Here is a 12,999-nt window from a genome sequence, read left to right as displayed (position 1 = left end):
CAAAAGCAACCAAAGCCGCAGGTATCAAAAATTAGACCAATATTTGATTTTTCGGGCCACTGCTTCATCTCAGATGGAGAAGAACTGCTCAATCCCGCCTTCTTGTTGTAGCTGTATCCAAAACTAAACTGGGTTTTTCTCTATATGGAACCAAGCTCACCTCCAGATTGCTTGGAGCATCATAAATCGACAGTTATCTGCTTGTTTTGCTGGCACTGATTCCATCATTTTCCCGCCCAGCAGCACTTGTGAATCAGGACCCTTGTATCAGCAATATCTAATATCACGCTCACCTATCAAGTGACTGCCTTCGAAGTTGCCCGGGCGAAACGCTTACCCAGCGTCGTACTGCGCGGATGAATGCCGGCATACCAGAGTAGCCGAGTTCATCCGCGATAACGCTAATCGGAGTTGATGAAGTCCGCAGCGCGAGGAGCGCCCGGGTCCGACGGACGTCGTCTACGAGTTCCTGGAAGTTGGTGCCTTCGGAGGCGAGGCGTCTCTGCACACTCCGCAAGCTTATTCCACTTGCATCCGCGAGACGTTGCACCGAGGGCTCTCCTTTCTCGATCAGATTTGAGATATAGAGCCTCGCCGTGTTTGAGTAGGGCTTTGCCGTCCGAAACGTCGTCCAGCCGTCAGGTGGTTTCTGCTGCCCGAGGTCGCGCACCTGTCTCGGGAATGGGCGGTCGAGGACTTCATCCGGGAGGAAAAGCGAAAGCGTGCCTGACGTGCTGGCAACCGGCCTCGTGCCGAGGCTGCGATCAAGATGAGCGAAGCCCAACTCAGGATGGGGTGTCATCTCGATGCGACCGAACGGCTCATCGTTGAAGTCTGTCATCCGACACAGCATGCGAATAAGGGCCGCGACATATTGGTGAACAATGTGCCGCGTTTCGCCGTCCAAATTGAGAATAAGCAGTTCTCGAACAATAATCCCGCCTGGTGCCGGCACGATCGCGAACTGCTCGTGGGTGCTATGCCGGGAAATTGCGACGCAGAGGCGGACTAGCGCGGCACGAGGAGTTGCTCCGCCGAGCATGACTTGGCCGAGTATATCCAGGTCGCAAAAACTCTTCTTTGTGACGACGCGAACGCCGATGTCGGGTCCTTCCCGCACTGCCATACGTTGCATCACCGAAAGCGCGCTGATCAAGGAAACCGGACGGTCCGGCACTTCCCACGGTTCCATAGGCAAGTCAGACGTCACGAGGCCCTGTTCGATAGGCCGCCCGTTGTCTCGCATCCACAGTAGGAAAGGCGCGAAGTCGGCAGCCCTGACAATTGGGAAGGCAGATGACATCGTCTTCCAAGAACCTTTCATAAAAGCATATTATTACTTTACGACAATAACTCTATCACAGATTGCCAGAACGTGGCGCGCAAGGTGAACTTCGGGTCCTGGCGTTGGTCTATAAGCATTGAGTTGAACAGCACATCACGTGACGTCCGCGTTTCCCAATGTGCATTGACGCGTTTCAACCGACGAGAGGAATTGCTTGATGAGACTTTCAACGGTGACGCTCCTAGCGGGCATTCTCCTTACCGGCGTTGTGGTTTCCGGGCAGGCCCTCGCAGCGAAAGTCTTTGCCACAACCCACCTCAACATTCGCACGGGCCCTGGGGAACAGTTCCCGGTTGCAGGTGAGATGTGCTGGAACTCGCACGGCGAAATCGACGGCTGCGCGCCTGATTACAGTTGGTGCCAAATTTCGACCAATAACGGCATCGGCTGGACCGCAGGCCACTGCCTTATTGAGAATTCATCAAAGCGAACCGAGACGATCGAACAATTCGGCGCCCAATCGGGAATCCCGGTGATCGTACTTGAAACGGTCGCAGCCGTCAGATCGGTCGAACGGACACCCACTGGTGGAGCCTTGGTCGAGGCGATAACGTCAGCCGCGGAGCTTGTTGAGTATGTCCTGGCGAGGCCGGTGGCTCCGGTCCATGTTGCAGGCGAGATCGTTGTAGGAGCAGCAATTCCGACCGAGCTCTTGCTCTACGAAGTGCCGTCATCTCCATATCAGTACGCGGTCGTCAACGGTGTGACCGTTCTTGTCGAACCGACAGTGCGCAAGGTTATCTAAATCGTCCGGTGAACCGTGCGCATGGATGGATAAGTTTTGCATTTGCTAGAAAGGGTTGAAGAAATGAGACACACAGTTTTCCTTGCAGTTGGACTGGCGTTTTCCGTCGCAAGCTACCCAGCGCTCTCGGAAGTGCCAGATGAAGTCGTCAAGTCCCTTGGCGCGCCTGACAGAATAGAGACAAGCACCGGAACGCTTGAGTTTTCCAAGGGCGTCCCGACGGAGGCCACGGCCCAAACGGTCTTCGATCAGGTCGATTTTACCCGCGCGCTCAACGTCTACAACAACAGCTTCCGCGGCGCATCGGCGCTCGGCTTGAAAAAGGGCTTCCAGGCTGCTGGCGCCCAGAGCGGGGATGTCGTCATTTTCGAGCAACTAATGGATTCCAGTTCGTTGTTTCTGACAGCAAATGCCGATACCGTCTACTACATGTCGTGGCTCGACCTGTCCGACGGGCCGATGGTGATCGAACAGCCCTCCGGTGGCCTCGGTGCGATAAATGACATGTGGTTTTCCTGGGTTATCGATATCGGCCGACCTGGTCCGGATCGTGGTCTGGGTGGGAAATATCTGATCGTGGGGCCTGACTATGACGGTCCGCTGCCGCAGGGCGGTTATTTCATCGCTCACGCCAAAACCAACACGGTCCTCTACGCGCTTCGGGCATTTATCGATGGCGGCAACGACCCGAAGCCTGCCGTAGAGAACATCAAACAGAATCTGAAGTTCTATCCCTACAAGGCGGGCAGCTTCGGCACGCCCGTCGCCGAGGCTCTGGAGGGCACAGTTGCCTTGGCCGGTGAGCCCGATATCCCTGCAACGAAGTTCATCAATACCAGCGGCATGTCCTTCAACACCATTCCACCGAGCGACTACGGCTTCTTTGAGTGGATCAACGAGAACGTCCAAAACGAGCCCGCCACCAGCTATGACGTCGAACTCGCCGGACAGCTTGCGGCGATTGGCATCGTGCATGGGCAGGACTTCAATCCCGATGATCGTATGAAGAAGATTCTGACTGATGCCGCTGCCGCGGGCCAGGCCTATGGGCGCGCACTACAGTGGCAGGCGCTCGAACGGCATCCTAACTGGGCCTATTACGAACGCTCCTACTGGACGAACATGCTGTGGGAAGGAGGCGCGTTCTTTGAAACTCCACCGCCCGCGTTCAAAGACGGCAAGTTCGAGCCGTTGCCGCCGACGGGAGCGCGGACGCTGGACAGCCGCACGGCGTTTTACTATGCGTACACGCTCGATAGCCCTGGCATGATCATGAACCTGCCCGAGGTCGGCTCGCAGTATTTGATCGGGTTTCTCGACTCCGATGGAAATCCATATGATGGCTCCAAGACCTACAAGGTGACACTGCCTAAGGGCATTCCGGCAAAGGCGTTCTGGTCCTTCACGCTCTATGACAACCAGACGCGCTCCATGCTGCAAACGCCGCAAAAATTCCCCCGCTCCGGCAGCCAAAGCTATCCAACGCCGGCTGCCGCCGCGGAAGAGGACGGCTCTACGGTGGTCTATTTCGCGCCAAAGAAGCCGGAGGGCGTGGCAGACGGCAACTGGATCCAGACCGATCCCGACAAAGGCTATTTCAACATTCTGCGCCTCTACGGCCCCATGCCGAGCTTCTTCGACAAGTCTTGGCGGCTGAGTGAGGTCGAACTGGTGAACTGACAACAAATAAGCCGGCTCGGACACCGAGCCGGCTGCCGGCTACCCAAAATTTCGACGGAGAGTTCCAATGAAACTAATGAGCAGTCCCACATTGGCCTCTCTTTTTGTTGTTGAATTGGCGGCGTCGGCGCTTGCTTTGTTTGAGCAAAACGGATTGAAGCAAGCGTGCAAACTGACTGAAACAAGTATCTTCAAAACTATCAGTTGGATTTTTCTCGGGATAGGTCTTTCGACACCTGCGATCGCAGCCGATGTGCGCTCTGACCTTCCTTTCGAGCAGTCTCACGGCTGGAAATTCAGCGCGGATGTTTATGGGTGGCTGCCGCAGATCGATATGGAAACTGCTGCCGGAGACGAAATGACCTTGCCTTTGTGGCAAATCTTGCAAAATCTCAATTTTACCGCAATGGGAGGTGTTTCTGCACAGAACGGCAGGTTCGGCGGATTTTCCGACTTCCTCTATATGAATTTGCAGGGCACGCGAAACTCAACAGCCAATCTGATTGGCAGGCCGGTTGAAACCGGCGTCGGCATTGCCATGCAGGCGTTTGTGAATACGACGGCGGTCAGCTATTCCTTTGTGCAAAATGAACACTCCGAAATCAAGGCATTCGCGGGGGCGAGGTATCTCTGGCTTGAATCAGATTTCAGTTTCAACATCGGTGGCATCGGAAGCGAGGTTCTTAGCCAGGGCCATGTGATTGATGGGATAGTCGGGCTCCGCGGTCAAACCGACATCGCAAAAAACTATTTCGTTACATATTACGCTGACGTGGGTACGGGTCAGAGCGACATTACCTGGCAGGCGTTGGCCGGTATCGGCTACAGGTTCAAGAAATTCGATGCCATCCTTGGATACCGGTATCTGGGATGGGATTTCGACAGCAAGGCAAACCTTGACAGTCTGGACATTCATGGACCCATGATCGGTATCAAAGTCAATTTTTGATGACTGTGAAGCGCATATCGGAACCAAACCTTCTGATCACGATTGTCGCGACGCTAGCGACACGCTGCTCTGCTACGATCAGGCGCCCGGATTTTTGACCTTAAAATTGTCATCAACACGCATGCGTTAAGAGTGTCAGCATTCAGTAGGTCGTCACCTAGAGCCTTTTGATTGAACACAGAGTCGAATTGGGATTCCCTTTTTCCGATTTGAGTGATTCATAGGTTTCCATCTGATTTGATGGAGGACTATATGGCGCGGGCTTATGGATCTGATCTTCGCCGCCGTGTTGTTGATGCGATTGAGGGGGGCCTCTCGACGCGTGCGGTGGCTCAGCGCTTTTCAGTCGGGATCTCGACCGCCGGTTCCTGGCACCGTCATTGGCGTCGGACGGGCAGCTATGAAGCGCAGCGCCAAGGCAGCCGAGGTGGCTCGGTTCTGGATGGTCACAAGGACTTTCTTCTTGGCCTGATTGAAGGCAAGGCTGATATCACTTTGCAGGAGATGGCCGAACAGCTCCAGATGCAGCAGTCGTTGCAGGTCGACCCCACGACGATCTGGTACTATCTGCGCCGCCTTGGGCTGACGTATAAAAAAGACAGCGCATGCAGAAGGGCAGCAGCGTCCCGATGTCCTGAAGCGTCAGCAAGCTTGGTTTGAAGGCCAGCCCGAGCTTGACCCGGATCGGCTGGTCTTCATTGACGAGACCGGCGCCTCCACGAAGATGGCAAGGCTTTACGGACGTTCACCGCGCGGAGAGCGCTGCCGCGCAGCCATTCCGCACGGCCACTGGAAAACAACGACATTTGTCGGTGCCCTCAGGCGTCATGGCATGACCGCTCCCATGGTGCTGGATGGCGCTATGCATGGCGCCGCTTTCCTCGCCTACGTGGAGCAGGTTCTGGCCCCGACACTCAAACCCGGCGACATCGTCATCATGGATAATCTGCCCGCGCATAAGCCAGTCGCCATACGAGAAGCCATTGAAAAAACCGGAGCACGCTTACGCTTCCTGCCGCCCTATAGCCCCGATTTCAATCCGATCGAAATGGCCTTCTCAAAACTCAAGTCCATTTTGAAAGCCAAGGCATGCCGCACAATCGACGAACTCTGGCAAACAATCGGAACCGCGATCGAAGCCTTCAAACCAGACGAATGTGAAAACTATTTCAAGGCTGCTGGATATGACCCGATTTAAGGTCAAAATGCTCTAGAGCGGTCGGTCCTCTCACGGCCGATTCCGGTCATTCGTTCAAACCGCCGCGAATTTCCGCTCTCCGCCCTCTCTTCACTTTCGCTGCATTCGGAAAGAAAGTCAGCTTTCAGGACACGTTCTCAACTTTTTGAATGCCAACTTGGAAGCGCAATGCAGTCGTTCGATCCAACCGATTCGGTGGCGGCGTTCTTCAGCAGGCGAACTGAAGATCTCGTTTGAGAAAGTACAGCGAGCAATCTACGATCCGGTATTCGCTTCTATGCACGCACGAAAGTTCAAAAGTCATGGCCAATGAGAGGGACGTCAAAAAAAACCAAGACACTGAAACTGCCGCAGCTCTCGCGGAACGGAACAACACCCCCGCGGAAGAGGTAGAGGCAACAGAGCAATGGTTGGACGATTTCACGGAGCGAATGATGCGTCCGGGCCAAGAGGAAGAGGAGTTCTTTGCCCGTCGCAGGCAACGTGGACTTGGTGCCGGTCTTGACGAGAACGGCAAGTTGGTGAAATCGAAAAGCTGATAAGGCGTAAAAAAATCTCTCTGAATCTTAGGTTTCATCAGTGACGTCACTGTTAACCAATTTTGAGTTTGTGCAGCAAGGATTCGCACAAGGATTCAATTGTCCGCACACTCGTTCTTCGCGAATCCTTGCGCGATTTCCGAAGCATGCTTTCCTGGGCGTTGCATTCCCTCGCTTTGAGCTCAAATAGCACCCAAAAATGAATCCTTGCGGAGGGCTTGTCGGCCGAAACACCCATAAGGATTCGTCGATGCGAGCGTGAGGTGGCCCCACGAGGCTCAAATCTTTATCTCATTGTAAAATATTACTTTTTTCAAATGAGAGTCCATTCGCCAAGAATGGAAGCAGTTGTTTTCAAGCTTACGATGATGAGCTATTGCCTGGATTGACGCGGCCAAGAACCGGCCGCCAGCAAACCAGGAGATTGAAGGTGAAAACAGAAAATCGCGCAATTAATTTTGAAGAATTATCAAGTGAGGCCAGGGCACGCATTGAAGCAATCAGCAAGGACATCCTTCGTCTCGGTAAGAAAGATACCGAAGCGACATTTACACTTGGCGCCCTGCTCGAAGAAGCGTCCGACCTCATCGATGATGAAAAGGTCTGCAACGGCTGGCTGATTTCTCAACTCGGGATTACGAGCCGGCATGGACGTACACTGAGAGCAGTGCACCGAAATCTGTCAACGTACAAAGCCAAGTGTGTCGAGCACGGTGTAACGCCGACCAACCTTTACAAGCTCGCGCATGCCGACGCAGAAAGCGTTGAAGCGGTTTTGAAGCTTTATGAAGACGGAAAGAGACCGCTCGGCAAAGATGTCGACGTCATCGTCAAACGCAAAATCGAGCCAGATGAGACTGAATTGCCGGTGGAAGACCTCCCCGGACTGACCGGCCTTGCCAAATACGCGGCTCAAGAACAGCGATCGCGGATCGCGCGGTTGAAGAACCTTTTGCAACAGATTTTAGTTCACATTGTTGAAGCGTATGAGCCGAAGTTGCGCGACAGAGCCGTCATCAAAAGTCAACTTCGCGAACAAATCCGCCTGCCATCCGAGGAAGCCTACGAGCTTCTTAACGTCATGATCGGCACGTTGCGGCGCCACCATCACGGCCAAGAAGCGATCGGACAGCTTGCGCTCAGCAAGCCGGACAATGACGGCGGCTGGACGCGATTGCTGGAGACGCTTCGCACGCTCCAATATGTCGAAGACGTCTCGTCTAAATCGCTGCCTGACTATCTGATCAACACAGCAATCCCGCAAATGAAGTGGGGGCTCAAACTTCAGGACGAAGACATTGGCACGTTGTTCAAAGCGGCTGCGGAAAAGAACAATCCGCCAGCTTCGAAGGACGCAAAGCCCAAACCACGCCTCAAAATGGCCAATGACGATGAGCCCGCCGGAGAGAGCGGTGCTGCGAAGGGGCCAAGCAAAGCGCCTGATGGAGCAGCGACAAAAGCTGCTGCTGAGCAGTTCAGACTTCCAGACTTCATGTTGAGAAAAGCGAATAACGCCGCTTAGATCGGTGACACGGTGGTGAGCAAAACCCACCGCTGATCCCTTTTGGGTCTCTTCAAGACCAGGGTGCGCGTGCCCGGAAATAATTTCCGGCACGTTGCCCTGCCCCCTGTCGACAATCAATGACGAACACAGGAATTCAAATGACTGCACGCCCTTCTTACAAACAGCGCCTGGCTCAGAAAGCCGAACGGCAACGTGACTATCGTCAACGCTTAAGGGCACGAAGACGCCCATCGCGGGCTGACATCTCCATTACGCTGTTCCACTGGCTCACACAGCGAACCGCTCGCAAAGGGAACTGGAAAGTCTTCGACAGGATGATGAACACGGTGAGAGACAGACTGGTCGCCCGCGGATTTGATAAGGCGGAAACCGAACAGGCAATCGACGCTCTCGTCAAGAAAATCGAAGGCGGCTGGGAGTTCCAGCGCAAGCCGGAATTCGAAGACAATGAATAACGGCGTTCTCTGTTCGTGTAACTCGTCCCCACGTTACTCCCTGGAACGGCGTGGCCGCATGAATCGCAAATTTCGAACGCGAAAAAACCCCGCGGACACCAAGAAACCGATCTGCCAAAACTGATCACGAAAATCCCAGTAGGACCTCGGACGCATGACCAAGACAGCCATCATCTATGCCCGGTATTCCGACGAAAAACAGAACGAACAAACCATCGAAGCGCAGATCAGCGCATGCGAGGAATATGCGAAGCGGCAAGGTTGGACTGTCGGCAATGTGTTTTCCGACTATTCGACGACGGGTTCGTATTTCAAGAAGCGCCCGGGAATTCACAAGTTCCTGGAACGCGCCAAACGCGGCGACATCCATGTCGCCATCTGCACGGCAACGGACAGGCTGTCGCGCGACGGCGAACACTCGCACCATATCCTCAAGGCCCTGACGCATCACGGCGTCGAGTTGCATACCAGCCAGTCCGGCAAGGTCGACACGCTGGAATTTGGCATCCGGGCCGCGATCGCGGAAGACTATCTCAAACAGACGGCCGCCAAGACGCGGGACGGTATGCGTTATACCGTTGGGCAAGGTCGATTGGCCGGTGGCCTCTCCTACGGCTACAAGGTTAAACAAATTCACGACGCCAACGGAGACCGTATCCCCGGCTACCGTGAGATCGTTCCTGAGCAAGCGAGTATCATTCGGCGGATATTCGAAGACTATGCGAACGGAAAGTCTCCGCAAAAAATTGCAACAGAACTGAACGAGGAAGGCATCCCAGGCCCTCGCGGTAAATTCTGGCGCGACACCGCCATTCGCGGCCACGTCGGTCGAGGAACCGGCATTCTCAACAATGAACTCTATCTTGGGCGTATCGTCTGGAACCGGCAGAAGTTCTCAAAAGACCCGGAAACGGAGACGCGCAAGGCCAGATTGAATGACAAGGACCAATGGGTCCACGGCAAGATCGAAGATCTGGAAATCGTACCCGTCGAACTCTGGAACAGGGTCAAGGAACGGCAACACGCCGTAAATGCGACTTACAACAAGAGCCTAACAAACCCGCTGAACGCCAAGCAACGCCCCAAATACCTGCTCAGCAGGCGTCTGGAATGCGCGGAGTGTGGCGGTCCCTATGCCATCATGGCGAGGGAACGGTATGGCTGCACCAATCACAAGAAGAAACTTGGCTGCCAGAATTCTCGAACCATCACCCGTCAGAATCTGGAACAGCGCGTCCTAAAGGCATTTCCGCGTTCTATGTTTTCGATCACCAATCTGAACGACCTCACGGACAAGGTGAACAGGCAACGCAAGGCATCTGCGACGAACCAGTCTGGCGAGCGCGCCGCGCTCGAACGCGAGGTTTTAAAAGTTGAAAAGAAAATCCAAAATACAGCAGAGGCAATCGCGATCGGTGCTGGTGCCGGACTGGCAACCCTGACCCAAATGCTTGGTTCACTTGAGGGTCAGAAGACAGCCCTTGAAAAACAGTTGCAACACCTGATCAGCGCAGACACCGAGGTGGAATTACTCTCGGAAGCCATCGTTACAAAGGTGATGGTTGCAGCCCTTGAGACTATGGCGACGATGGACATGTCGAAGGTCGACCCTCAATATCGGGATCCGTTCTTCTCCCTGATCCAAAAGATGATCCAGAAGGTCATCATCGCTCCCAACCCCATCAAGGGTGTCGACCTTATGATCCATGGACGTCTGGCTACAATCCTGGCGACCCTCGAGGCATGGCACGCAGAAGAAGCCAACCTGACTGAGAAATACAAACAGGAATATCTGGAGAAGTGTGCCGCCGGAACACTGAAGACCGATGAGGAGGAGGCGGCGTTTATAGAGCGTGTAAACACCGAGCTCGAATCAAAAAGGCGCTCGTATGAGCGCCTTCAAGTTTCGGTGGTTGCGGGAGCAGGATTTGAACCTGCGACCTTCAGGTTATGAGCCTGACGAGCTACCGGACTGCTCCATCCCGCGTGAAGGTCGAGGATCGGTTGAAGAGATTTCACTGCGTTTAGCAGGCCTGGCGGCGACCTACTCTCCCACACCTTAAGATGCAGTACCATTGGCGCTGGGGAGTTTCACGGCCGAGTTCGGGATGGGATCGGGTGGGGGCTCCCCGCTGAGGCCACCAGGCCGGCGAAGCGCAGTTTTGTCGTGAACTGGTTGGATCTGTCCTCACGGTTGATCGGGCTTCGCCCTAACCTCCGGACGGGGCGCGCAAACGTGCGCGGCGGCCGGTCGGCCTTGCGAACCTGACGGTTCGGGCTCTTTTCCCTTGCGGGATCGGAACCTGAGGCCTTCATGAGAACTGGTCTTTTCTTAATTATCGGTTTTCAGATTGGTTTCGTCTTCTCTTCCAGAGCGTTGCCAGGGACATGACGAGGAAGCTTCAGCTTCCAAGCCCACGACCGTGGGCCGCCAATCGTTTGGCGCCCCGTCTGGAGCGCAGTCCGAAGGACGTACGCGCGTGAGGACATAAAAACCAGTCTTTCCAAAGCGCCAAGGCGCTTTGGCAAAGATGAGCATTGATTAATGAGAGCGATCAAGCCGAACGAGCTATTAGTAAAGCTAAGCTTCATGTGTTGCCACACTTCCACACGCTTCCTATCGACGTGGTGGTCTTCCACGGCTCTTCAGGGAGAACTGGTTTTGAGGTGGGTTTCCCGCTTAGATGCTTTCAGCGGTTATCCCTTCCGTACATAGCTACCCTGCAATGCGGCTGGCGCCACAACAGGTCCACCAGAGGTACGTCCATCCCGGTCCTCTCGTACTAGGGACAGATCCTCTCAATTCTCCTACACCCACGGCAGATAGGGACCGAACTGTCTCGCGACGTTCTGAACCCAACTCACGTACCACTTTAATTGGCGAACAGCCAAACCCTTGGGACCTGCTCCAGCCCCAGGATGTGATGAGTCGACATCGAGGTGCCAAACAATGCCGTCGATATGGACTCTTGGGCATCATCAGCCTGTTATCCCCGGCGTACCTTTTATCCGTTGAGCGATGGCCCTTCCACGAGGGACCACCGGATCACTATGGCCGACTTTCGTCTCTGCTCGACTTGTCAGTCTCGCAGTCAGGCAGGCTTATGCCATTGCACTCAACGAGCGATTTCCGACCGCTCTGAGCCCACCTTCGCGCGCCTCCGTTACCATTTGGGAGGCGACCGCCCCAGTCAAACTACCCGCCACACACGGTCCCGGATATTGTTGTACCGCGGTTAGATATCCATGACGACAAGGGTGGTATTTCAAGGGTGACTCCACCTCAGCTGGCGCCAAGGCTTCAACGTCTACCACCTATCCTACACATGTCGTGACGAATACCAGTGTGAAGCTGTAGTAAAGGTGCACGGGGTCTTTCCGTCTGACCGCAGGAACCCCGCATCTTCACGGGGAATTCAATTTCACTGAGTCTATGCTGGAGACAGCGGGGAAGTCGTTACGCCATTCGTGCAGGTCGGAACTTACCCGACAAGGAATTTCGCTACCTTAGGACCGTTATAGTTACGGCCGCCGTTTACTGGGGCTTCAATTCGGTGCTCTCACACCTCCTCTTAACCTTCCAGCACCGGGCAGGCGTCAGACCCTATACGTCGCCTTGCGGCTTCGCAGAGCCCTGTGTTTTTGATAAACAGTCGCCACCCCCTGGTCTGTGCCACCCCCTCGTGGTTGCCCACAAAGAGGTCTCCCTTCTCGCGAACTTACGGGAGCATTTTGCCGAGTTCCTTCAGCATAGTTCTCTCAAGCGCCTTGGTATTCTCTACCAGTCCACCTGTGTCGGTTTCGGGTACGGTTTATAAGGTGGAGCTATTTCCTGGAACACATTCGCTGCACCCCCAATCCAATAAGGAGATACAACACACTGCATCCGTCACTACCACCAAGCTGCAGAATATTAACTGCATTCCCATCGACTACGCCTTTCGGCCTCGCCTTAGGGGCCGGCTAACCCTGCGCCGATTAGCGTTGCGCAGGAACCCTTGGACTTTCGGCGAGCGGGTCTCTCACCCGCTTTATCGTTACTCATGTCAGCATTCGCACTTCTGATATCTCCAGGACCCCTCACAGGTATCCCTTCGCAGACTTACAGAACGCTCCGCTACCGCGTGCTTACGCACACCCGCAGTTTCGGTGTATGGCTTGAGCCCCGGTACATTTTCGGCGCGGGACCCCTTATTTAGACCAGTGAGCTGTTACGCTTTCTTTAAATGATGGCTGCTTCTAAGCCAACATCCTGGTTGTTTTGGGAGTCCTACATCCTTTCCCACTTAGCCATAACTTAGGGACCTTAACTGGCGGTCAGGGTTGTTTCCCTCTCCACAATGGACGTTAGCACCCACTGTGTGTCTGCCGGATAGTACTTCTCGGTATTCGGAGTTTGGTTAGGATCAGTAAGGCGGTAAGCCCCCATAGCCCATCCAGTGCTCTACCCCCGAGAGTATTCATCCGACGCTCTACCTAAATAGATTTCGCGGAGAACCAGCTATTTCCGAGTTTGATTGGCCTTTCACCCCTAGCCACAGCTCATCCCCGACTTTTTCAACA

General features: G+C 54.5%; 9 protein-coding genes, 1 tRNA gene and 2 rRNA genes (1 of these 12 running past the window's edge). 8 read left to right on the top strand and 4 right to left on the bottom strand.

From position 1 onward, the window contains the following. Positions 1-289: 289 nt before the first annotated feature. Positions 290-1,192 (bottom strand): helix-turn-helix transcriptional regulator, encoded by a 903-nt coding sequence (locus RDA78_RS09665; protein ID WP_434055102.1) that lies wholly within the window; start codon positions 1,190-1,192, stop codon positions 290-292. A gap of 310 nt (positions 1,193-1,502) precedes the next feature. Between RDA78_RS09665 and RDA78_RS09660 the strand changes: the two genes are divergently transcribed. From RDA78_RS09660 to RDA78_RS09625, 8 genes are all read left to right on the top strand, one after another. Continuing rightward, a complete protein-coding gene (locus tag RDA78_RS09660; RefSeq protein WP_434055101.1) occupies positions 1,503-2,090 on the top strand; it encodes a DUF1236 domain-containing protein in 588 nt (195 codons plus the stop codon). A 63-nt stretch (positions 2,091-2,153) separates the two neighbouring features. Next, positions 2,154-3,770, top strand: coding sequence for a DUF1254 domain-containing protein (locus RDA78_RS09655; RefSeq protein ID WP_434055100.1), 1,617 nt, complete (start codon positions 2,154-2,156; stop codon positions 3,768-3,770). Between the two features lie 67 nt (positions 3,771-3,837). Then, a complete protein-coding gene (locus tag RDA78_RS09650) occupies positions 3,838-4,719 on the top strand; it encodes a hypothetical protein (RefSeq protein ID WP_434055099.1) in 882 nt (293 codons plus the stop codon). A gap of 252 nt (positions 4,720-4,971) precedes the next feature. Then, positions 4,972-5,917, top strand: a protein-coding gene (locus RDA78_RS09645; protein ID WP_434055098.1) for an IS630 family transposase whose coding sequence is annotated in 2 segments (ribosomal slippage) — positions 4,972-5,312 and positions 5,311-5,917 — 948 coding nt in all. Because the reading frame shifts where the segments join, the coding sequence is not laid out codon by codon here. 302 nt (positions 5,918-6,219) lie between these two features. Next, positions 6,220-6,456 (top strand): hypothetical protein, encoded by a 237-nt coding sequence (locus tag RDA78_RS09640; protein ID WP_434055097.1) that lies wholly within the window; start codon positions 6,220-6,222, stop codon positions 6,454-6,456. Positions 6,457-6,886: 430 nt separating this feature from the next. After that, positions 6,887-7,978, top strand: a complete 1,092-nt coding sequence (locus tag RDA78_RS09635) for a hypothetical protein (protein ID WP_434055096.1) — start codon at positions 6,887-6,889, stop codon at positions 7,976-7,978. Between the two features lie 140 nt (positions 7,979-8,118). Further along, positions 8,119-8,436, top strand: a complete 318-nt coding sequence (locus RDA78_RS09630) for a hypothetical protein (protein WP_434055095.1) — start codon at positions 8,119-8,121, stop codon at positions 8,434-8,436. 154 nt (positions 8,437-8,590) lie between these two features. Next, the gene (locus tag RDA78_RS09625) at positions 8,591-10,390 is read left to right on the top strand and encodes a recombinase family protein (RefSeq protein ID WP_434056129.1); all 1,800 of its coding nucleotides are present in this window, start codon (positions 8,591-8,593) and stop codon (positions 10,388-10,390) included. Here the strand turns inward: RDA78_RS09625 and RDA78_RS09620 are convergent. The 3 genes from RDA78_RS09620 to RDA78_RS09610 all read right to left on the bottom strand — a co-directional run. Next, positions 10,347-10,423 (bottom strand) — tRNA-Met (locus RDA78_RS09620). The two genes, RDA78_RS09625 and RDA78_RS09620, sit on opposite strands and share 44 nt — an antisense overlap. 44 nt (positions 10,424-10,467) lie before the next feature. Beyond that, positions 10,468-10,582, bottom strand: a 5S ribosomal RNA gene (gene rrf / locus RDA78_RS09615). A gap of 405 nt (positions 10,583-10,987) precedes the next feature. Further along, positions 10,988-12,999, bottom strand: a 23S ribosomal RNA gene (locus RDA78_RS09610); it runs 711 nt beyond the window's last position.

It is taken from the genome of Roseibium sp., from assembly GCF_051016195.1.
Lineage (GTDB): Bacteria > Pseudomonadota > Alphaproteobacteria > Rhizobiales > Stappiaceae > Roseibium.
The sequence above is the reverse complement of the archived record's forward strand: the minus strand, read 5'-3'. Positions and strand labels throughout refer to the sequence as shown.